A 20751-nucleotide genomic window follows, 5' to 3' on the forward strand; every position below is an offset into this window, starting at 1 on the left:
GACCAATGGGCTTCATGTTGCATCCCGCGCCGTGTCTGGGCTGGGCGGGGGCAGGAGTTGACTCGAAGGTCCGTTTTTTCAGGCGCAATTCAGCCGCAGCAGCGTATGTGCAGGCGCGGGTTCACCCGCGACTAAGGGGACCTTGCAAGCAGGCAGAGTGCGGGGTCAATGGAACATGAACAAGGTCTCGTTGGAGAATTGCGCCTCGAACTGATGCGCCGGCATCGGTCGCCCGAACAGGTAGCCCTGTACCTCGTCGCAACCGTGCTCACGCAGAAACTCCAGCTGCTCGTGGGTTTCGACGCCTTCAGCGATCACCGCCAGGTTGAGGCTGTGGGCCATGGCGATGATCGCCCGGGCAATCTGCGCGTCCTGTTCGCCTTCGGGCAGGCCGTCGACGAAGGTACGGTCGATCTTCAGCACGTCGATGGGGAACTGCTTGAGGTAGTTGAGCGACGAGTAGCCAGTGCCGAAGTCATCGACCGCAATGCTCAGCCCGAGGTTTTTCAGGCTGGCCAGAATTTGCAGCGCCTCGTTCACCTCGCGCATCAGGATACTTTCGGTGAGCTCCAGCTCCAGGCACGCGGGTGGCAAGCCGCTTTCTTCAAGGATGGTGGCAATCCGTGTACCCAGCTGGCCGTCGGAGAACTGCCGCGCCGAGATATTCACCGATACCTTCGGTACCCGCACCTTGGCCTTGTGCCAGGCCTTGAGCTGGCGGCTGGCCTCGCGCAGCACCCAGTCGCCGACTTCTACCACCAGGCCCAGCTCTTCGATCACCGGGATGAAATCGCCCGGCGGCACCAGGCCGCGGGTCGGGTGGCGCCAGCGCAGCAACGCTTCGGCACCGGTCAGGCGCTTGCCGTCGCCGCTGAACTGCGGCTGGTAGTAGAGAATGAACTCGTTCTGCTCCATGGCGTGGCGCAGGTCGCTTTCCAGTTCCAGGCGCTCCAGGGCACTGGCGTTCATCTCGGCCTGGTAGAACTGGAAGTTGTTCTTGCCGCGCTCCTTGGCGTGATACATGGCGGTGTCGGCGTTCTTCATCAGCTGGCTCAGCTCGCTGCCATCCTGCGGGCTCAGGGCAATGCCGATACTGGCGGTGACGAAGAACTCGCGGTTTTCCAGCACGAACGGCCGCACCAGGCTGCCAAGGATGTTTTCGGCCACATGAATGGCGCGGTTCAAGGCCATTTCGCGGGTGGGGCGTGGTTGCAGCAGCAAGGTGAACTCGTCACCGCCCATGCGCGCCACGGTTTCGTCATCGTCCACGCAGGCCAGCAGGCGCAGGGCCATGTCCTTGAGCATGCGGTCGCCGGCGGCATGCCCAAGGGAGTCGTTGATCGGCTTGAAGCGGTCGAGGTCGAGGAACATCAGCACCACCCAGGCCTTCTGCCGTTCCGCCTGCTGCAGGGCGTTGTACAGGCGGTCCTGGAACAGCGTGCGGTTAGGCAGGTGGGTGAGGGCGTCGTAGTAGGCCAGGCGGTGAATGCGCTGTTCGCTGGCCTTGCGTTCACTGATGTCGGTGAAGAAGCACACGTAGCTGGCCAAGTCGCCTTCGTCGTCCAGTACCGCGGTAATACCGACCCAGGCCGGGTAGTGGTCGCCGTCACGGCGCTTCAGCCACACTTCGCCCTCCCAGCTGCCACGTTGGTGCAGTTGCTTGACCACATAGCGCAGGTGGCTCTCCTGCTGTTCATCGACGGTGAGCATGCCCGGCAACTGGTCGAGGACGTCGCTGACGGCATAGCCACTGACGCGGCTGAACGCCTCGTTGGCCTGGACGATATAGCCGGCCGGGTCGGTGATGAGAATCGCCGAGGTGGAGTGCTCGAATACCGTCGCGGCCATGCGCAGGTCTTTTTCCGCGCGGCGTTGCTGGCTGATGTCACGGCCCACCCCGAGCACGCCTTCAAACCGTTGGTCGTCGTCCCACACCAGCACCAGGCGCAGCTCGATCGGGATCTTGCGCCCATCGGCGCGCAGGCAGTCGAACAGGAACAGCTGGGTGGGCAACTGGCTGCGCAGTTGCGCCAGTTGGGCCGGATCGCTCATCGCGTTGCTGACCCGCTCCATCAGGCTGTAGATGCCGGTGAGCTGGGCCGGGTTGGCGATGATCGACTGCCAGCCGTTAGCGAAGATCCAGTCTGCCTGGTAGCCCAGCACGCTCTGCACCGACGGGCTGACATAGTTGAGCTTGAGCAGGCTGTCGGTAGAGAAGATCACGTCGCTGATGCTTTCGGCGAGCATGCGGTAGCGCTGCTCGCTGTCGCGCAGGGACTGGCTGGCCTCGATCTGCACCGTCACATCCTTGCCCACCCCGATGATGCGTGTAACCAGGCCCTCGGCGTCGCGGGTCAGCACCTGCTCGCGGATGTCGTAGCAGCGCCAGCCGCCATCATGGTGGCGGAAACGCAGTTGGCAGTGCAGCGGTTGGTCATGGCCTTCGTCGCGCTGTTGCTGGCGCAGGGCCTGGTAGTGCGCGGCATCTTCAGGGTGCAGCAGCAGCTCCCAGAAGCGGTCGCCCATTTGTGCCAGTTCGGTACGGTCGTAGCCCAGGGTCTGGCCGAGGTGGCGGTTGCTGAAGATCATCCGCTGGCTCAGCACGTCCTGCACGTACAACTGGTCGGGGACGGTGCGGACCACGTCCGACCAGAAGCTTTCGCGCTCCAGCAGGGATAGCTCTACCTGCTTGCGGCTGGTGATGTCGCTGATGCTGAGGATCACCGCCTGGTAGTCACGTCGCTGCTGCGGCAGGCGTGCCATCAGCCACAGGTGCAGCTCGCCGCCCAGTGGCGCCGGCAGGCGTACTTCCAGCTCCAGCAGCTGGCGTTGCTCGATCAGGGCGTCGATCAGTTGCATGCCGATGCTTTCGCGGCCGTCGCCAGTGCCGTCGATAAGCCGATGCCAGGCACCTTCATGGCTGTCGATGTTGAGCAGTTGGCGCGCCACCTGGTTGACCTCGGTGATCTTCAGCTCCAGCAGCAGCGAGCGGCGCAGGTTGGTGTCCAGCGCTAGGCTCTGCTTGAGCGCGGCGCGGTTGCGCAGGTGGTAACGGTCGAGTTGGCCGGGCAGGCTGGAAAGGTCGAGCACGCACAGGGCCACGCCAGTGCCTTCGAAGATTTCCTGGTAGCGCCGGCGGTCTTCCTGCAACGCGCGCTGGCGGCGGCGCATGTTGATCAGCGCCAGCACCGGCAGCAAGGCGCAGAACAGCACCAGCATGCATTTGCCGATCAGCGCCGGCAGCAGCTTTTGCTGGGCCAGCTTCGCATCGAACAGGCCGCGCAGCTGCCAGGTGCTGTTGTCGATAAAGGCCAGCAGCACGCTTTGCAGTGGTTCGTTGCTGGTATCGGTTGGCGCGTGGTGCTGCAGCACCTCGCCGCTGCGGCTGTTTTCCAGCAACCACAGCGGGTGCCCGTCGCCGTCCAGGTGGGTGGTGAGTTCGCGGTAGTAGTCGGGTGACAGGCGCAGCAACCAGTAGCCGCGGTCCTGTTCAGCGGCCTGGCGCAGCAGCAGGTACAGGGTGCGGTTGTCGGCTGAATTGGTAAAGAAGTACGCACGGCCCTGGTTCAGCGTGAGCAAATCGTCAAGCAACTGGCGGTCGGGGCTGTTTGCCAGGCTGTCGGCGCGCAGTTGCCCGCTGCTATTCAGCCAGGCCAGGCTTTGCAGGGCGGGCAGCCGCTCGCGCAGGGTAACCAGCAGGCTGGGCAGGGCGGCCGGCGTCGGCGCATTGACGTAGGGCTGCACCACATTTACCGCTTGCTGGGCCTTGAACGCCATGTTCAGGCTCAGGTGGTCAGCCAGCTCCGCGGTCGCGTCCAGGCTTTGTCGACGCAGGTCGGCCTGGGTGTGGTTGAACTGGGCGAGCAGCTGCCACAGCAGCAGGCCCAGCAGGATCAGGGCCAGCATCGCCAGCGCACCCTTGATCGACCCGCGCAAGGTAGAGGCGGGCGCTTGTGGCGCGGAACGCAGTGGCGACGGATGAGTAAGATTGGTCAAGCGTTGATCCTGCGATTGGGCTGGCGATGGCAGGGACGGAGCATGCAGGGTGTGTGCCGTTGTCTGCCTGCCGCACCGCGGTGGCGCACTATAAGGCCGGACACCCGAAACCGGCTAGCATGCCTAGGATTATGGCAAAGTGCCAGCCATGTTGACCGATGGTGCCTGCCGGGTGGTTCGGCAAGCCCCTGCAAGCTGTGCGAGAATAGCGCCCGCTATACATGACAACGCATCGGAGATGTTCGCTTTTGGTTACTCACTTTTCCTCCAATGGCCTCGATTCCGCCTGTGGGCGCAGCAGTCAGACCCTTGTCAGCACTGCCGTGACCGAGGACGTATCCTGCAAGTCTTGCCAGCGTTCGCTGAGCAAACCCGAGGCGGCTGCTACCGCCAAACCCAAGGCCCCATCGCTGGCTGAACTGCGCAAGACCGCCAAGGCGGCAGCAGAGCCGGTCGTTGCCGTGGCTGAGGCAGTGGCTGCTGGCAAGCCGGCTGGCAAAGTTGTCAGTACGGCGCCTATGGCCGCCAGGCCGGCGCCGGTGGCCGAGCAGCAGCCTGCCCGCAGCGGCGGCTTCAGCGTGAAGTCCGCCTGGGCCGCGCGCCTGGCCGGGCAGGGCGACCGTTGCCGGTTGCCGCGGGGCAAGGCCAAACAGCGCCACGTCTGAGCCATTTCGGCTGCTGTGCCAGCCCTTTCGCGGCTAAAGCCGCGAAGAGGCCGGCGCAGGCAACAAAATCCCCAAGGGACAGCACCGGTCCCACCCCACTCTCGACCCCTCCTATGCAACGCCGTGCGTTGGCGTAGAATGGTCGTCTTTGTCCAATGGCACTCGAACACACATCCACCTGGCCCCGCTGCCGGGGCGATCGTCGATGTCTTTACCTATCTGATTAGAGGGCTTGGTTTTGGCTCAATACGTCTACACCATGCATCGGCTGAGCAAGGTCGTGCCGCCGAAGCGGGAAATTCTCAAGAACATTTCCCTGTCGTTCTTCCCGGGCGCCAAGATTGGCGTGCTCGGCCTGAACGGCGCGGGTAAATCGACCCTGCTGCGGATCATGGCGGGCGTCGACAAGGAATTCGACGGCGAAGCCCGTCCGATGCCCGACATCAACGTTGGCTACCTGCCACAGGAACCGCAACTGGACCCGACCAAGTCGGTCCGTGAAGTGGTCGAGGAAGCGGTCAGCGTCATCAAGGACGCCCAAGCCCGCCTGGACGAGGTGTACGCGGCCTACGCCGAACCGGATGCCGACTTCGACAAGCTGGCCGCCGAACAGGCCAAGCTGGAAGCCATCCTGCAGGCCGCCGACGGTCACAACCTGGAACGCCAGCTGGACGTGGCCGCCGACGCCCTGCGCCTGCCGGCCTGGGATGCACGCATCGAACACCTGTCTGGTGGTGAGAAGCGCCGTGTGGCCCTGTGCCGCCTGCTGCTGTCGGCCCCCGACATGCTGCTGCTCGACGAACCGACCAACCACCTGGACGCCGACTCGGTGGCCTGGCTGGAGCGCTTCCTGCACGACTTCCCGGGCACCGTGGTAGCGATTACCCACGACCGTTACTTCCTCGACAACGTCGCTGGCTGGATCCTGGAACTGGACCGCGGCGCCGGCATCCCGTACGAAGGCAACTACTCGGGCTGGCTGGAAGCCAAGTCGGACCGTCTGGCGCAGGAATCCAAGCAGCAGAGCGCCCACGAAAAGGCCATGAAAGAGGAGCTGGAGTGGGTGCGCAAAGGCGCCAAGGCCCGCCAGTCCAAATCCAAGGCCCGTCTGCAGCGCTTTGAAGAAATGCAGTCGCAGGAATTCCAGAAACGCAGCGAAACCAACGAGATCTACATCCCGGCCGGTCCGCGCCTGGGCGACAAGGTCATCGAGTTCAAGAACGTCACCAAGGGCTACGGTGACCGCGTGCTGATCGACAACCTGTCGTTCGCCATGCCGAAAGGCGCCATCGTAGGCGTGATCGGCGGTAACGGTGCCGGTAAGTCGACCCTGTTCCGCATGCTGATGGGCAAGGAGCAGCCGGATTCGGGCAGCATCGAGATCGGTGAAACCGTGCAACTGGCCTGCGTCGACCAGAGTCGCGAGGACCTGGACGGTGGCAAGACCGTGTTCCAGCAGGTTTCCGACGGTTCCGACATGATCCGCATCGGCAACTATGAGATCCCGTCGCGTACCTACGTTGGCCGTTTCAACTTCAAGGGTGGTGACCAGCAGAAGTTCGTCAAGGACCTGTCCGGTGGTGAGCGTGGCCGCCTGCACCTGGCCCTGACCCTGAAGGAGGGCGGTAACGTCCTGCTGCTCGACGAACCGTCCAACGACCTCGACGTCGAAACCCTGCGTTCGCTGGAAGAAGCCTTGCTGGACTTCCCGGGCGCCGCGATCGTGATTTCCCACGACCGTTGGTTCCTGGACCGTGTAGCGACCCACATCCTGGCGTACGAAGACGACTCCAACGTGGTGTTCTTCGAAGGCAACTACACCGAATACGAGGCCGACCGCAAGAAGCGCCTGGGCGATGCTGCTGCCCAGCCGCACCGGGTACGGCACAAGAAGCTGGCCCAGTAAGCTGGCTTTGTGATGCACAAGAATGGGGCCCTATGCGGCCCCATTTTTGTGCTTGGCTAACCCATAAACCCTAAGGATCAGGCGCTGTATTTGTATACACTTATATAAAACGCACCAAATAATTTCAAAAAAACGACATCTCGCCCTATTCCAGTGCGATTGCTTCTTGGTACATTCCCGAAAAAACCAATAAGTCCAAACCCTTCGGTGAGATGTCTACCATGATCGAATCTGTCGACCATTTCCTTGCGCGTCTGCAACAGCGCGATCCAGGCCAACCCGAATTCCACCAGGCGGTGGAAGAGGTGTTGCGTACCCTGTGGCCATTCCTTGAAGCCAACCCTCGTTACCTGCAGTCCGGCATTCTCGAACGCATGGTCGAGCCAGAGCGCGCGCTGCTGTTCCGTGTGTCCTGGGTCGATGACCAGGGCAAGGTGCAGGTCAACCGCGGGTACCGCATCCAGATGAACAGCGCCATTGGCCCCTACAAGGGCGGCCTGCGCTTCCATCCGTCGGTGAACCTCAGCGTGCTGAAGTTCCTGGCCTTCGAGCAGGTGTTCAAGAACTCCCTGACTTCGCTGCCCATGGGCGGCGGCAAAGGCGGCTCGGACTTCGACCCGAAAGGCAAGAGCGACGCCGAAGTGATGCGCTTCTGCCAGGCGTTCATGAGCGAGCTGTACCGCCATATCGGCGCCGACTGCGACGTGCCGGCCGGTGACATTGGCGTGGGTGCGCGCGAAATCGGCTTCATGTTCGGCCAGTACAAGCGCCTGGCCAACCAGTTCACTTCGGTACTGACCGGCAAGGGCATGACCTACGGTGGCAGCCTGATCCGCCCGGAAGCAACCGGTTACGGCTGCGTGTACTTCGCCGAAGAAATGCTCAAGCGCCATGACAAGCGTATCGATGGCCGCCGTGTGGCGGTGTCGGGCTCGGGCAACGTTGCCCAGTATGCGGCGCGCAAGGTCATGGACCTGGGGGGCAAGGTGATCTCGCTGTCCGATTCCGAAGGCACCCTGTACGCCGAAGCTGGCTTGACCGACGCCCAGTGGGACGCGCTGATGGAGCTGAAGAACGTCAAGCGTGGGCGTATCAGCGAGCTGGCCGAGCAGTTCGGCCTGGAGTTCCGCAAGGGCCAGACTCCGTGGAGCTTGCCGTGCGATATCGCACTGCCTTGCGCCACGCAGAACGAGTTGGGCGCCGAAGACGCCCGCACCTTGCTGCGTAACGGCTGCATCTGCGTGGCCGAAGGCGCCAACATGCCGACTACCCTGGAAGCCGTGGACATCTTCCTGGACGCCGGCATCCTGTACGCGCCGGGTAAAGCCTCCAACGCTGGTGGCGTGGCCGTATCGGGCCTGGAGATGTCGCAGAACGCCATGCGCCTGCTGTGGACTGCCGGTGAAGTGGACAGCAAGCTGCACAACATCATGCAGTCGATTCACCATGCCTGCGTGCACTACGGTGAAGAGGCCGATGGCCGCGTCAACTACGTCAAGGGTGCGAACATCGCTGGCTTCGTGAAAGTGGCTGACGCGATGCTGGCTCAGGGCGTGGTCTGATTTTAGACCTTGAGGGCCGCTTTGCGGCCCTCAACCCTCACCCAAAATCTCAACCACCTCTATCACCTGTTCGCCTAGCGGTCGCCGCCAGAGCACCTCATCCCCCGGCGCGGCCCCAAGCAACGCCCGCCCCAATGGCGAACCCCAGTTGATCAACCCCTGCCCGGCATCCGCCTCATCCTCGCCCACCAGCCGCACCACCTGCTCCTGGTCATGGGCATCGGCAAACCGCACCCGGCTACCAATCTGTACCTTGCTATGCGAAGTCGCTGCCGGTACCACTTGAGCGCTTTGCACCCGCGCGTTGAAGTAGCGCAGATCCCGCTCGGTATCGGCCAGCCGTTGCTTGTCACCCCGTTCGCCCTGCGCCTGCAGTTCGCTGCGCAAGGCATTCAGCTCGGCCACACGGGTTTGCAGCTGGCGCAGGCCGCTGGCCGTCACATAGTTGGGTTGGTCACTGACGCGCCGCTCGACCGGTTGGTCGGCCTGGGCGGCGGCCTGGTCTTCGTTGACGAATGCTCGGCTCATGCAGGGCCTCCTTGTGCAAGGGACCATCATGGCAGGCCACTGGTTTAAAGGAATGTCCGTTTGCGACTCAGTTGTGGCGATAAGCCTTGGCCGCGCCACGGTCCTTTTCCTGTTCCCAGTCGCGGTCGCGCTGGTCCCAGAAGCGCTCGTGGTACTGGCGCTGTTCTTCGCTGTTCTGCATGGCCTGGCACTGGCGGAAGCCATCGTCCCAGCCGGTTTCGTACTGGCGCTCGTGCAGGTAGCGCGGTACGTTTTTGCGAAAGTTGCCCACCATCAGCCCGGCCGCCTGGCGGCCACTGCTGCAGCCGTCCTGGAAGCCATCCGCATAGGCAGGCGGGTAACCGTTGTTGACCATCTGCTCGTGGGTGGTTTCGCAACCTGACAGCAACACCGCAATGCACACGCCGAACCAGTACCGCGACATAGCCACAAAGCCCTCCAGTTGATGGTGGAAAGTCTAGGTGGCGATTTGTCGGATAGGTGTCAAAACAGTGTCAAAGAGTTGGTTCAGTCACACTGCTTTGCCAGCCTGGCTGGCCAATTCGCGGGCTTGCCCGCGAAAGGCCCCAAAGCGGCCTCAGTAGTGATACCACTTCAGCTCCAGCATCACCTCGTTTTGCGCCGTAGCCAGGTGGCTGAATTCCCGCGAGGCACTCAGCCGCAACCCCAGGTTCTGGCTGATCTCCCACTGCTGGTTCAGGCTCACACTGCGCCGCACCTCGCCGTTGGTGAAATAGTCGCCCTTGGCCTCCAGCGTCATGTTGCCCAGCCCGTTGCGCCACAGCAGCCCGCCATTGAACCCCGCCGCCGGGGCAATGAACTCGGCGAAGTCGTTGTGGTGCTCGACCCGCACCGTGCCCAAGGCAAAGCCCAGCAAGCCATCGGCCAGTTGCCAAGTACCCCCGGCGCCGCCATTCACATGGCTTACCAGGACTTCGTCATCATGCTTGCCCGGCACCCGCTCCAGACCGCCAGCCACTTGCCAGGACCACGGCTTGAGCAGCTCGTTACGGGGTGTCAGTGAACGGATGGTGGCTAAATCCAGGCGTTGTATCTGCCAGTCGTTGCCTTCGTATTGGCGCACCTTCAACTGCAGGATTTCGATCTGCGCGCCCAGCGGGAAGCCATAGGCATTGTCGTTCAGGTCGTGGTAGGCCATGCGCAGGCCGTACTCGGCGTAGGCACGGTCTTCACGGGTGCCCACGCCCAGCTGCCAGGTGCGCGAATCATGGCCGTCCTCAGGCAGGCCGGGGCGCTCTATCTGCAGCGGCGGCGGCGGGTTGCTGTTGATCGCCCGCAGCAGCTCGAAGCTGCGCTTGGCTTGCCCGGGGTCGCGTTCCTGGCCATTGGCACGGTAGCGCTCCAGGCGATACGCAGCATCCTGTACCAGCGCCTGGCGTTCGCGGGGCAAGGCTTTGAAGTCGGGGCTTTGCAATTGCGTGGTGTCGGCGCTGACGGCCAGCACCTGGCGCTTTTCGTCATGGTCGAGTGGCTCGGCGCGGGCCAGCAGTTCACGTTCGCGCGAGGGGCGGTAGGTTTCGCTGGCGACCATGCCGGACTGTTTCACGGCTTTCACCGTATCGGTTGGGATGGCGGTCAGCGGGAACTGCGAGGTCAGGTCCAGGCTCGGCCGGGCGACCTGCAGCAGCTCCAGCAGGCGGTACGAGCAGTTTTCGTCGAAAAAGAAGTAGTCGAACTGGATCTGCTTCAGCTCCCACACGTGTTCGACCATGCGCCCGGTTTCTGCCGGGGTCAGGTCCAGCTGGTATTCCCACAGGTCGCGGTTTTCCAGGCTGCGGTATTCGGAGAGTTTTTCCTGGTAGGGCATCAGCGCGAACAGCCCTGGATAGCCGCCCATCAGGCCCTTCCAGGCATACAGGATGCTGTTGTCGCTGCCTTCGATGTAGGCACCGAAGTTGATTGCGTAGCTCAGTAGCGTGGTGTCGTCGCTACGGGTGTTGGACTGGTCGATGCGCAGCAGGGTGTGGCCGAACATCGACGATGGGCTGTTCAGGTAGGCCGCCGGGAAGATCAACGCGGCGCTGTGCGGGTCGATCGACTTGTACCAGGTCTTGAACTCCTGGCAGTCCGGTTGCGGCAAGCCTTGCAGGTTCAACTGCTCGCGCAGCCAGCGGGTGCGCGCCGGGAATACGCATTGGGCATGCTTGTCGCCGAGGCTGGCTGGGGCATACAGCGCATCGACCGTCGCTTGCAGCTCCTGGTCGGGGTGGTGGGCGCCATCTTCGGCCAGGAAGAACGCGTCATCGTCCACATAGCTGCGCCAGCCGCCGAGCTTGGCGGTTTCGTAATGGCCCAGGGCGATCCAGTAGGGGGTGTTGGCCAGTTGCTGGAGACGGCCTTGATCCAGCACGGGTGCGGCATGAACAGGGGCGCAGGCACACAGCGCCAGGGCAGCGAGGCGTTTGAGCATATCGGGCAACTACTTCTAAACGATGCCGAAAAAGGCGAAACCCGCCCCGTGGTGGGGCGGGAGCAGCAGTGCTTAGGCCTCGGTAGCGTATTTGGCCAGGCGTGGGTCGCTCTTCAGAACGGCCAGGGTGTTGCTGTGGACAGTTTCGGCAGTGACGTCGGCACTGCTGAAGATCTGGTTGAAGTGCTGGTGGGTGACCGAGTTGAAGTAACCACGGTCTTCCGGAGCTACGCCGAGGACCACGGCATAGGTGGTCAGTGCTTCGCCCTGGCCCATGGCCATGTCTTCGGACAGTTCGTTCATCATGCCATTCATGGCGAACCAGGACTTGCCGCCGTAGGTCAGCGAAGCCTTGGTCGAGCAGCCGTTGGTGCCGGAGGTCATGCCGAAGGTGGCGTTACCAGAGGTGCCGTTGGTGGTGGAAGCCAGGAAGTGTGCCGGCGTGCCGCGCTGGCCTTCGAACAGCATGTTGCCCCAGCCGCAGTTCGGGCCGCCTGGCGCTTCAGCCATGGCGTTGAGCGAGACTACGGTGAACAGAGTACCCAGAAGAATCCGTTTCATAGCATTTGTTCTCTTTGTCTTAACCAAGGGTCAGGGTTTCTGGCAACTCGGTTGCCAGGTCGGGAAAGCATTTCACCCACCCGCGCAGCTTGGAGTTTAGGCACGATCTAAAGGTTGCGTTGTTGATTGCGAAAAATTTGCTGTGACATCACCTGCGTTGGCTGCGACCTGCTGCGATATAAAGTCCCGTGGAGCCTTGCAAGGCGCGCGCGGGCAGCGCCAGAATGCTGCGTATCTGCCCCGCCGAAGTAAGGAAACCCAATGCCCGATCCTGTCGCTGCGCGCCTGCGTCTCGCGCCTGAAGCCCTGACCCGGCGTTTCTCGCCCGAGCAGTTTGCCTTTACCAATACCGACGATCTGGAGCCGTTTCGCGGAGTCCTGGGCCAAGAACGTGCTGTCGAGGCCCTGCAGTTCGGCGTGGCAATGCCGCGCCCCGGTTACAACGTGTATGTGATGGGCGAGCCCGGCACCGGCCGCTTCTCGTTCGTCAAACGGTACCTCAAGGCCGAGGGCAAGCGTCAGCAGACCCCGGCCGACTGGGTCTACGTCAACCACTTCGACGACACGCGCGAACCGCGTGCACTGGAATTGCCTTCGGGCAGCGCCGCCGAGTTCATCACCGACATGGGGGGCTTGATCGACAACCTGCTGTCGACCTTCCCGGCGGTGTTCGAGCACCCCTCCTACCAGCAGAAGAAGGGCGCTATCGATCGCGCCTTCAACCAGCGCTACGACCGCGCCCTGGATGTGATCGAGCGTGCGTCGCTCGAGAAGGACGTGGCGTTGTACCGCGACTCCAGCAACGTCGCCTTCACCCCGATGGCCGACGGTAAGGCGCTGGATGAGGCCGAGTTCGCCCAGTTGCCGGAAGAGGTGCGCGAGCAGTTCCACGAGGACATCGCCCAGCTTGAGGAGCAGTTGAACGAAGAACTGGCCAGCCTGCCGCAATGGAAGCGCGAATCGAACAACCAGCTGCGCCAGCTCAACGAAGAAACCATTACCCTGGCCCTGCAGCCGCTGCTGGCGCCGTTGTCGGAGAAGTACGCCGAAAACGCGGCAGTCTGCGCCTACCTGCAATCGCTGCAACTGAACTTGCTGCGCACCGTGGTCGAACAACTGGTCGATGACAGCAAGACTGACGCCGTCGCGCGCAAGTTGCTCGAAGAGCAGTACGCCCCCAGCCTGGTAGTCGGCCATCACGCGGATGGCGGCGCACCGGTGGTGTTCGAGCCGCACCCGACCTACGACAACCTGTTCGGCCGTATCGAATACAGCACCGACCAAGGCGCGCTGTACACCTCGTATCGTCAGCTGCGCCCGGGCGCGCTGCACCGGGCCAATGGCGGCTTCCTGATTCTTGAAGCCGAGAAGATGCTGGGCGAGCCGTTCGTATGGGATGCGCTCAAGCGTGCGTTGCAGTCGCGCAAGCTGAAGATGGAGTCGCCGATCGGTGAGCTGGGCCGGGTCGCCACCGTCAGCCTGCAGCCGCAGATGATCCCGCTCAACGTCAAACTGGTGATCATCGGCTCGCGCCAGCTGTACTACGCACTGCAGGACCATGACTCGGACTTCCAGGAGATGTTCCGCGTGCTGGTCGACTTCGACGAAGACATGCCGATGGTGGACGAAAACCTCGAGCAGTTCGCCCAATTGTTGCGCACCCGTACCAACGAGGAGGGCATGGCGCCGCTGACCAGCGATGCGGTTGCACGCCTGGCGACCTTCAGCGCGCGCCTGGCCGAAAACCAGTCGCGGTTGTCGGCGCGCATCGGCGACCTGTTCCAGTTGGTCAGCGAAGCCGATTTCATCCGCCAACTGGCCAGTGACGAAATGACCGACGCCGGCCACATCGAGCGTGCGCTGAAGGCCAAGGCCACCCGCACCGGGCGGGTGTCCCAGCGGGTGCTGGACGACATGCTCGCCGGCATCATCCTGATCGACACAGAAGGGGCTGCGATTGGTAAGTGCAACGGCCTGACCGTGCTGGAGGTGGGTGATTCGGCATTCGGCATGCCCGCGCGGATATCGGCCACCGTATACCCGGGCGGCAGCGGCATCGTCGACATCGAGCGCGAGGTCAACCTTGGCCAGCCGATCCACTCCAAGGGGGTGATGATCCTCACCGGTTACCTGGGCAGCCGCTACGCACAGGAGTTCCCGCTGGCCATTTCCGCGAGCATTGCCCTGGAACAGTCCTACGGCTACGTGGACGGCGACAGCGCCTCGCTGGGTGAAGCCTGCACGCTGATCTCGGCACTGTCGCGCACGCCCCTCAAACAGTGCTTTGCCATCACGGGCTCGATCAACCAGTTTGGTGAAGTGCAGGCGGTGGGTGGGGTCAACGAGAAGATCGAAGGCTTCTTCCGCCTGTGCGAGGCGCGTGGCCTGACTGGCGAGCAGGGGGTGATCATCCCGCGTGCCAACGTCGCCACCTTGATGCTCGACGAACGCGTACTGCAAGCGGTGGAGAACGGCATGTTCCACGTCTACGCGGTCAGCCAGGCCGACGAGGCCCTGAGCCTGCTGGTGGGCGAGGAGGCCGGGGGGCTGGATGACAAGGGCCAGTTCGCCGAGGGCAGCGTCAACGCCCGGGTGGTGGAGCGGCTGCGTGAAATCGCCGAAATGATCAGTGAGGAAGACATCGAGAAGGCGGAAAAGGAGCGCCTTGAAGACATGATTGCCCAGGCCAAACCGGCTTGAGTCAATAAACCGGCGCTGGCGGCGATGTGCTACCGTTCAGCGCCGGTTTTCCATCTTTCTGTCCTGTTCTTCTATGCTGGAACTTAAGGACAGTACAGCGTTCAGGATGGAAACAGCCTGAGGGTTTCGGGCTGAACAAGGCTCATTGGAGGGGACGCGGCCATGCGCAACCTCAGCCTCACACGCCAGTGCCTGGGCCTGGTGACCCGTATCGAATGCAGCATCCGCCCGCTGGCCGGAGACAACGGCATGTGGACGTTGCTGTTCGCCGCCGGCATGGCCGGTGAACAACCCTCCGCGATCAAGGCACAGGGGCCGTTTCATGGGCCGCTGGTGGCTGAGTCGGTGCTCAATGCCATTGTCGACAGCCTGACCCTGCATGGGTACCAGGTCGCCGAGGACCCGCAGATCTGGTGTTTGCATTTGCAGGCGCAGTTGCGGCGGATCAATGGCGAGCGGTGTCGCAACCTGGGGGATTACCAGTTTCACCCTGAGACCTGAAGATTGCCGGGGCTGCTCCGCAGCCCCCGGGCTTTTGCTGTAACAGGTGGCTGGCTATACTCGCCGTCGTTTTTCAGTCACCTGACGAGTCTCAAAACCCTCCATGGAACGTATCCTCGAAAACGCGATGTACGCCTCGCGCTGGCTGCTCGCCCCGATCTACTTCGGCCTGTCCCTCGGCCTGCTGGCCCTGGCGCTGAAATTCTTCCAGGAAGTGGTCCACGTCCTGCCCAACGTCTTTGCCCTCAGCGAAGCCGACTTGATCCTGGTGATCCTGTCGCTGATCGACATGTCGCTGGTGGGCGGCCTGCTGGTGATGGTGATGATTTCCGGCTACGAGAACTTCGTCTCGCAACTGGACATCGACGAAAGCAAGGAAAAGCTCAACTGGCTGGGCAAGATGGACTCTTCGTCGCTGAAGATGAAGGTGGCCGCGTCGATCGTGGCAATTTCCTCCATCCACCTGCTGCGGGTATTCATGGATGCGCAGAACATCTCCACTGACTACCTGATGTGGTACGTGATCATCCACATGACCTTCGTAGTCTCGGCATTCTGCATGGGCTACCTGGACAAGCTGACCAAGCACTGAGTCCTGCCAGGCCTCACTGCAATTTCTGTGGGGGCGGGCATGCCCGCTCCCTCAGAGATCGAGGCCCAACTGACGAGCGGCGTCAGTCTTGACTTGTGTATTCTTCTTTCCTGTACAAAAAATGAGCACTCATGCGTGGTTCCACCAGCGAGGTGCTTTCATGAACCTGCATCAGCTCAATACCGAGGCCAGGGCTGGCCATGTCGACGAACTGAACCTGATCGCCATCGAGGGCGGTGACTACCTGCTCGAAGCGCGCGTTAAAGGTCGTGCCCATCCTTTGTCCGACTCTCGTGGTGAACGCTTGCGCGTGCGCTCGGTGGAGGACGCCCGTCAATTGCTGCAAACCGTTCCCATGGTCTCGATGAACCTGGTGCACTGGTCGGTGCAGGATGAGATGTGCGGCATGGGCACCCACCCGCAAGAAGACCTGAAGGTACCGATTTCCCAGCGTTCGGCCTGGTAGCTGCTCGCCGGGCCCCAGTGTGCTAGGCTGCTCGCCCTTTTCATCAAGGGCGCGGCTGCACTGCGCCCTGCAGTGGAGCACGACAATGTCCGAACTCAACCTGTCCACCGACGAAACCCGCGTTAGCTACGGCATCGGCCGTCAGCTGGGCGGCCAGCTGCGCGACAACCCGCCACCAGGCGTTAGCCTGGAAGCCATCCTGGCCGGCCTGACCGACGCCTTCAATGGCGCTGACAGCCGCGTCAGCGAAGCCGACCTGTCGGCCAGCTTCAAGGTCATCCGCGAGGTGATGCAAGCCGAGGCTGCTGCCAAGGCCGAAGCCGCTGCTGCCGCTGGCAAAGAATTTTTGGTCGAGAACGCCAAGCGTGACGGCATCACTACCCTGGCTTCGGGCCTGCAGTTCGAAGTACTGACCGCAGGTGAAGGCGCCAAGCCAAGCCGTGAAGACAACGTGCGCACGCACTATCACGGCACCCTGATCGACGGCACCGTGTTCGACAGCTCCTACGAGCGTGGCCAACCGGCTGAATTCCCGGTAGGCGGCGTGATCGCTGGCTGGACCGAAGCCTTGCAGCTGATGAACGCTGGCAGCAAATGGCGCCTGTATGTGCCGAGCGAGCTGGCTTACGGCGCCCAAGGCGTTGGCAGCATCCCGCCGCACAGCGTACTGGTGTTCGACGTCGAGCTGCTCGACGTTCTGTAAGCGCCTTGAGGCCGGCAGTGCCGGCCTCAATTCCAGTCTGTCCCCCCCGGGCGCAATGCCCGCGCATAGCAGAACAGAAACAGATTCCGCACCAGTTCCTTGAGCACCCCCGGTTCGCTCGAATTCAGCCCGCTCATGTCCAGGTCTCCCTGGTCACGCAGTTCGTCGAGGGCTTCTTCTTCAAGCACCGCGCACACTTCGCCGGTTTCTCGATGAAGAATGCGCAGGTAGGGGTGAGGGCGGTCCAGCCAGGCGTCGATCAGATAAGTCATGGCTATTCTCCTTGGATAGCAGTTCCAATGAGAATAATTCTTATTATCAAAATAGCAAGCGCCAATTGGCGGTTTTTTGCCTGATCAGACTTTGCGGACGAACTCGGACTTCAGCTTCATGGCGCCGATGCCATCGATCTTGCAGTCGATATCGTGGTCGCCGTCGCACAGGCGGATGTTCTTGACCTTGGTGCCGACCTTGACCACCAGGGACGAACCCTTGACCTTCAGGTCCTTGATCACGGTGACGGTATCGCCGTCCTGCAGGATGTTGCCGACCGAATCTTTCTTCACCACATCGTCGCTGGCCGCCTCGGCGTCGCCGCTGGCCGACCACTCGTGGGCACATTCAGGGCAGATCAGCTGAGTGCCATCCTCATAGGTGTATTCGGAGTTGCATTTCGGGCAGGGTGGCAGAGTGCTCACTTCGGTTCCTCAAACAAACAGACGGGCGGTTAAAGGCCTGCATTGTAAAAGGTATTTTTCTGGAAGGGATTATGTCCGGACAAAAACATCGCGGGCAAGCCTGCTCCCCGCCGATGGCGCAGGAGCGGGCTTGCCCGCGAAGGAAGATGGCCCAGTCTGTCAGTGAGTGCGTGCGACCGCGAACTCGCTCAGTTCAACCAGCGCATCCCGGTATTCACTGGCGGGCAGCACTTCGAGGCAGGCAATGGCACGTTTCACGTAGTCGCGCGCCAGTTCAGCGGTGTACTTCAGCGCACCTGATTCCTCGACCGCTACACGAATCTGCTCCAGGTCTTCCAGGCCACCCTTCTGGATTGCCTGGCGCACCAGTGCAGCCTGCTCGGCAGTGCCTTCGCGCATGGTGTAGATCAGCGGCAGGGTAGGCTTGCCCTCGGCCAGGTCGTCACCGACGTTCTTGCCCAGGGTCTGCGAGTCGCCCTTGTAGTCCAGCAGGTCGTCCACCAGCTGGAAAGCCACGCCCAGGTGGTCGCCGAAGGTACGCAGGGCTTCGCGCTGCTCGTCGGTGGCTTGGGCCAGCGCCGCGGCGCTGTGGGTGGAGGCCTCGAACAGCATGGCGGTCTTGCCGCGAATGACCTCCATGTAGACTTCCTCGGTGGTGCTGGCGTCGCGTACCCGCGACAGCTGCAGCACTTCACCTTCGGCAATCACCCGGGTGGCCTTTGACAGGATCTGCATGACCGGCATCGAGCCCAGTTCGACCATCATTTCGAACGAGCGCGAATAAAGGAAGTCGCCCACCAGTACGCTTGGCGCGTTGCCCCACAAGGCATTGGCGGTGGAGCGGCCACGGCGCATGCCGGACATGTCGACCACGTCATCGTGCAGCAGGGTGGCGGTGTGCAGGAATTCGATGGTGGCGGCCAGCAGGCGCAGGTCGTCGCCTTCGCGGCCCAGGGCCTTGCCACACAGCAGTACCAGCAGGGGACGCAGGCGCTTGCCACCGGCAGACGTGATATAGTCGCCGATCTTCGATACCAGCGGCACGCGCGAGGTCAGCTGCTTCTTGATGATCTCGTCGACGGCGCTGAAATCATCAGCCACCGCACGGTAGAAGGTTTGGGGTTGCATCGGCTGCTCCAGTGAGGTTGCGCGGCATGCTAGGTCGCAGGTCCCGGTGTGTCAAGGCGCGGTGCCAGCTGGCCGGGGGCGGTACTTGCAAGCAAAACCGCGGTTGCGTACAATCGCGCACCCTAACTTCCTGGGCAGCACCTGCCTTACGCAATTGCACCGGGCCGTTCCAGCCCTGTGCAGCCATGCCAGCCAATACTCATCATATAAAGCGCTGGGTGAGCAGGATTATCGGAGAAATACCATGTCTTACGCAGTAATCGTTACCGGCGGCAAGCAGTACAAAGTCGCTGAAGGTGAATTCCTCAAGATCGAAAAACTGGAAGTCGCCACTGGCGAATCCGTGACCTTCGATCGCGTTCTGCTGGTCGCCAACGGTGAAGAAGTCACCATCGGTGCTCCAGTTGTTGCTGGCGCTAAAGTAGTGGCCGAAGTCGTTTCGCAAGGCCGCCACGACAAGGTTCGCATCATCAAGTTCCGTCGTCGTAAGCACCACATGAAGCGTATGGGCCACCGCCAGTGGTTCACCGAGATCAAAATCACCGGCATCCAGGCTTAATCCCCTAGATCCCCTGAATTTATTTGGAGAATTGAACCATGGCTCACAAGAAGGCTGGTGGTAGTACTCGTAACGGTCGCGACTCAGAATCTAAACGCCTTGGCGTGAAGATGTATGGCGGCCAGGTTATCAAGCCAGGCAACATCATCGTCCGTCAGCGCGGCACCGAATTCCACGCTGGCTACGGCGTTGGCATGGGCAAGGACCACACCTTGTTCGCCAAGATCGAAGGCGTGATCAAGTTCGAGAAGAAAGGCGAGTTCATGCGCCGTTACGTGAGCATCGTCGCCGCTTAATCGCGACGTCGCTCCAGAAGCCCCGTCATGCGACGGGGCTTTTTCGTTTGTGGTGAGCCTCTTGCAAAGCTGTTTGTCTGGGTTGCCGGCGTTGGTTTCTACGGTCGTACGGGGCCGCCGCGCTCATTTTTGCAAGAGCCTCATGTTTTTGAGTCATTCAGCTCGTCTGCCGACGAGAGGCGGTTTTAATGAAGTTTGTTGACGAAGTTTCGATTCGGGTCAAAGCCGGTGACGGCGGCAACGGTTGCATGAGCTTCCGTCGCGAGAAGTTCATCGAGAACGGTGGCCCTAACGGTGGTGACGGCGGTGACGGCGGCTCGGTGTACATGGTTGCTGACGAGAACCTGAACACCCTGGTCGACTACCGCTACACCCGTCACCACGAAGCCCAGCGCGGCTCCAACGGCGGTAGCACCGACTGCACCGGCAAGAAGGGTGAAGACCTGTTCCTGCGCGTGCCGGTCGGCACCACCGTGATCGATGCTTCCACACAGGAAGTGATCGGTGACCTGGTTACCCCCGGCCAGAAGCTGATGGTCGCGCAAGGTGGCTGGCACGGGCTGGGCAACACCCGTTTCAAGTCGAGCACCAACCGTGCACCGCGCCAGACCACCCCAGGCAAACCGGGTGAGCAGCGTGACCTGAAGATGGAAATGAAGGTGTTGGCCGACGTCGGCCTGCTGGGCTTGCCGAACGCTGGCAAGAGTACCTTCATCCGTTCGGTCTCGGCCGCCAAGCCGAAAGTCGCCGACTACCCGTTCACTACCCTGGTGCCAAACCTGGGCGTGGTCAGCGTCGACCGCTGGAAGAGCTTCGTCATCGCCGACATCCCCGGCCTGATCGAAGGCGCCTCTGAAGGTGCCGGTCTGGGTATTCGCTTCCTCAAGCACCTGGCGCGTACGCGCGTGCTGCTGCACCTGGTGGACATCGCGCCGCTGGACGAAAGCAGCCCGGCCGATGCCGCCGAAGTCATCGTCAACGAGCTGACCCGCTTCAGCCCGTCGCTGGCCGAGCGTGAGCGCTGGCTGGTGCTGAACAAGGCCGATATGGTCATGGACGACGAGCGTGACGAGCGTGTGCAGGAAGTGATCGATCGTCTGGAGTGGGAAGGCCCGGTCTACGTGATCTCGGCTATTTCCAAGCAGGGCACCGACAAGCTCAGCCACGACCTGATGCGCTACCTTGAAGACCGCGCCGACCGCCTGGCCAACGACCCGGCCTACGCCGAAGAGCTGGCCGACCTCGACCAGCGTATCGAAGACGAAGCCCGTGCCCAGCTGCAGGCCCTGGACGACGCCCGTACCCTGCGCCGTACCGGCGTCAAGAGCGTGCACGACATTGGCGACGATGACGGTTGGGACGATGATTTCGAGGACGACGAAGACGGCCCGGAAATCATTTACGTGCGCGACTGACCGGTTGCAGTACACTAAACGCCGCTCTCTGGAGCGGCGTTTTT

General features: G+C 62.2%; 19 protein-coding genes. 11 read left to right on the plus strand and 8 right to left on the minus strand.

What is annotated here, in order from left to right:
- Window positions 1–165: 165 nt before the first annotated feature.
- Window positions 166–3996, minus strand: coding sequence for a bifunctional diguanylate cyclase/phosphodiesterase (locus DMX11_RS22095; RefSeq protein WP_110746848.1), 3831 nt, complete (start codon window positions 3994–3996; stop codon window positions 166–168).
- Between the two features lie 248 nt (window positions 3997–4244).
- Between DMX11_RS22095 and DMX11_RS22100 the strand changes: the two genes are divergently transcribed.
- The 3 genes from DMX11_RS22100 (at window position 4245) to gdhA (ending at window position 8129) form a co-directional block, all read left to right on the plus strand.
- The gene (locus tag DMX11_RS22100; RefSeq protein WP_110746850.1) at window positions 4245–4661 is read left to right on the plus strand and encodes a hypothetical protein; all 417 of its coding nucleotides are present in this window, start codon (window positions 4245–4247) and stop codon (window positions 4659–4661) included.
- Between the two features lie 238 nt (window positions 4662–4899).
- Window positions 4900–6567 (plus strand): energy-dependent translational throttle protein EttA, encoded by a 1668-nt coding sequence (gene ettA / locus DMX11_RS22105; protein ID WP_110746852.1) that lies wholly within the window; start codon window positions 4900–4902, stop codon window positions 6565–6567.
- A gap of 221 nt (window positions 6568–6788) precedes the next feature.
- On the plus strand, window positions 6789–8129 hold the full coding sequence (gdhA, locus tag DMX11_RS22110) for an NADP-specific glutamate dehydrogenase (protein ID WP_110746854.1): 1341 nt from the start codon (window positions 6789–6791) through the stop codon (window positions 8127–8129).
- A gap of 30 nt (window positions 8130–8159) precedes the next feature.
- Here gdhA and DMX11_RS22115 read toward each other — a convergent pair whose 3' ends face one another.
- The 4 genes from DMX11_RS22115 to DMX11_RS22130 form a co-directional block, all read right to left on the minus strand.
- On the minus strand, window positions 8160–8657 hold the full coding sequence (locus tag DMX11_RS22115) for a GreA/GreB family elongation factor (protein ID WP_110746856.1): 498 nt from the start codon (window positions 8655–8657) through the stop codon (window positions 8160–8162).
- Between the two features lie 67 nt (window positions 8658–8724).
- The gene (locus tag DMX11_RS22120; protein ID WP_110746858.1) at window positions 8725–9081 is read right to left on the minus strand and encodes a hypothetical protein; all 357 of its coding nucleotides are present in this window, start codon (window positions 9079–9081) and stop codon (window positions 8725–8727) included.
- 153 nt (window positions 9082–9234) lie between these two features.
- Window positions 9235–11088, minus strand: a complete 1854-nt coding sequence (locus DMX11_RS22125) for a DUF4105 domain-containing protein (protein WP_110746860.1) — start codon at window positions 11086–11088, stop codon at window positions 9235–9237.
- A gap of 72 nt (window positions 11089–11160) precedes the next feature.
- A complete protein-coding gene (locus DMX11_RS22130) occupies window positions 11161–11649 on the minus strand; it encodes a DUF3015 domain-containing protein (protein ID WP_012270426.1) in 489 nt (162 codons plus the stop codon).
- 261 nt (window positions 11650–11910) lie between these two features.
- Between DMX11_RS22130 and DMX11_RS22135 the strand changes: the two genes are divergently transcribed.
- The 5 genes from DMX11_RS22135 to DMX11_RS22155 all read left to right on the plus strand — a co-directional run bounded on the left by DMX11_RS22135 (window position 11911) and on the right by DMX11_RS22155 (window position 16611).
- Window positions 11911–14349, plus strand: a complete 2439-nt coding sequence (locus DMX11_RS22135; protein WP_110746862.1) for a Lon protease family protein — start codon at window positions 11911–11913, stop codon at window positions 14347–14349.
- Window positions 14350–14511: 162 nt separating this feature from the next.
- On the plus strand, window positions 14512–14850 hold the full coding sequence (locus DMX11_RS22140) for a hypothetical protein (RefSeq protein WP_003247487.1): 339 nt from the start codon (window positions 14512–14514) through the stop codon (window positions 14848–14850).
- A 103-nt stretch (window positions 14851–14953) separates the two neighbouring features.
- Window positions 14954–15442: a TIGR00645 family protein gene (locus DMX11_RS22145; RefSeq protein WP_003247486.1), complete on the plus strand. Its 489-nt coding sequence runs from the start codon at window positions 14954–14956 to the stop codon at window positions 15440–15442.
- 160 nt (window positions 15443–15602) lie between these two features.
- A complete protein-coding gene (locus tag DMX11_RS22150; RefSeq protein ID WP_110746864.1) occupies window positions 15603–15908 on the plus strand; it encodes a DUF6482 family protein in 306 nt (101 codons plus the stop codon).
- Between the two features lie 85 nt (window positions 15909–15993).
- The gene (locus DMX11_RS22155) at window positions 15994–16611 is read left to right on the plus strand and encodes an FKBP-type peptidyl-prolyl cis-trans isomerase (RefSeq protein WP_110746867.1); all 618 of its coding nucleotides are present in this window, start codon (window positions 15994–15996) and stop codon (window positions 16609–16611) included.
- Window positions 16612–16637: 26 nt separating this feature from the next.
- On the opposite strand, the gene DMX11_RS22160 is transcribed toward DMX11_RS22155, so the two are convergent.
- The 3 genes from DMX11_RS22160 to DMX11_RS22170 form a co-directional block, all read right to left on the minus strand.
- A complete protein-coding gene (locus tag DMX11_RS22160) occupies window positions 16638–16883 on the minus strand; it encodes a hypothetical protein (protein ID WP_003256316.1) in 246 nt (81 codons plus the stop codon).
- An 84-nt stretch (window positions 16884–16967) separates the two neighbouring features.
- Window positions 16968–17309: a zinc ribbon domain-containing protein YjdM gene (locus DMX11_RS22165; protein WP_010951939.1), complete on the minus strand. Its 342-nt coding sequence runs from the start codon at window positions 17307–17309 to the stop codon at window positions 16968–16970.
- A 159-nt stretch (window positions 17310–17468) separates the two neighbouring features.
- On the minus strand, window positions 17469–18437 hold the full coding sequence (locus DMX11_RS22170; protein ID WP_010951940.1) for a polyprenyl synthetase family protein: 969 nt from the start codon (window positions 18435–18437) through the stop codon (window positions 17469–17471).
- Window positions 18438–18681: 244 nt separating this feature from the next.
- Between DMX11_RS22170 and rplU the strand changes: the two genes are divergently transcribed.
- From rplU to cgtA, 3 genes are all read left to right on the plus strand, one after another.
- Complete coding sequence (gene rplU, locus DMX11_RS22175; protein WP_003247466.1) at window positions 18682–18996, plus strand: 50S ribosomal protein L21; 315 nt, start codon at window positions 18682–18684, stop codon at window positions 18994–18996.
- Window positions 18997–19034: 38 nt separating this feature from the next.
- Window positions 19035–19292, plus strand: a complete 258-nt coding sequence (gene rpmA / locus DMX11_RS22180) for a 50S ribosomal protein L27 (protein ID WP_003247464.1) — start codon at window positions 19035–19037, stop codon at window positions 19290–19292.
- Between the two features lie 188 nt (window positions 19293–19480).
- Window positions 19481–20707 carry an Obg family GTPase CgtA gene (gene cgtA, locus DMX11_RS22185; protein WP_110746869.1) on the plus strand — a complete coding sequence of 409 codons (1227 nt, stop codon included), beginning with the start codon at window positions 19481–19483 and terminating at the stop codon, window positions 20705–20707.
- Window positions 20708–20751 lie beyond the last annotated feature (44 nt).

The sequence above is a fragment of the Pseudomonas sp. LB-090624 genome, assembly GCF_003205205.1.
Classification (GTDB): Bacteria; Pseudomonadota; Gammaproteobacteria; order Pseudomonadales; family Pseudomonadaceae; genus Aquipseudomonas.

Bases quoted from the DNA above. Each gene is read 5' to 3' on its own strand.
- gdhA (WP_110746854.1), top strand. From the start codon at position 6,789: ATGATCGAATCTGTCGACCATTTCCTTGCGCGTCTGCAACAGCGCGAT.
- DMX11_RS22115 (WP_110746856.1), bottom strand. From the start codon at position 8,657: ATGAGCCGAGCATTCGTCAACGAAGACCAGGCCGCCGCCCAGGCCGAC.
- DMX11_RS22120 (WP_110746858.1), bottom strand. From the start codon at position 9,081: ATGTCGCGGTACTGGTTCGGCGTGTGCATTGCGGTGTTGCTGTCAGGT.
- DMX11_RS22125 (WP_110746860.1), bottom strand. From the start codon at position 11,088: ATGCTCAAACGCCTCGCTGCCCTGGCGCTGTGTGCCTGCGCCCCTGTT.
- DMX11_RS22130 (WP_012270426.1), bottom strand. From the start codon at position 11,649: ATGAAACGGATTCTTCTGGGTACTCTGTTCACCGTAGTCTCGCTCAAC.
- DMX11_RS22135 (WP_110746862.1), top strand. From the start codon at position 11,911: ATGCCCGATCCTGTCGCTGCGCGCCTGCGTCTCGCGCCTGAAGCCCTG.
- DMX11_RS22140 (WP_003247487.1), top strand. From the start codon at position 14,512: ATGCGCAACCTCAGCCTCACACGCCAGTGCCTGGGCCTGGTGACCCGT.
- DMX11_RS22145 (WP_003247486.1), top strand. From the start codon at position 14,954: ATGGAACGTATCCTCGAAAACGCGATGTACGCCTCGCGCTGGCTGCTC.
- DMX11_RS22150 (WP_110746864.1), top strand. From the start codon at position 15,603: ATGAACCTGCATCAGCTCAATACCGAGGCCAGGGCTGGCCATGTCGAC.
- DMX11_RS22155 (WP_110746867.1), top strand. From the start codon at position 15,994: ATGTCCGAACTCAACCTGTCCACCGACGAAACCCGCGTTAGCTACGGC.
- DMX11_RS22160 (WP_003256316.1), bottom strand. From the start codon at position 16,883: ATGACTTATCTGATCGACGCCTGGCTGGACCGCCCTCACCCCTACCTG.
- DMX11_RS22170 (WP_010951940.1), bottom strand. From the start codon at position 18,437: ATGCAACCCCAAACCTTCTACCGTGCGGTGGCTGATGATTTCAGCGCC.
- rplU (WP_003247466.1), top strand. From the start codon at position 18,682: ATGTCTTACGCAGTAATCGTTACCGGCGGCAAGCAGTACAAAGTCGCT.
- rpmA (WP_003247464.1), top strand. From the start codon at position 19,035: ATGGCTCACAAGAAGGCTGGTGGTAGTACTCGTAACGGTCGCGACTCA.
- cgtA (WP_110746869.1), top strand. From the start codon at position 19,481: ATGAAGTTTGTTGACGAAGTTTCGATTCGGGTCAAAGCCGGTGACGGC.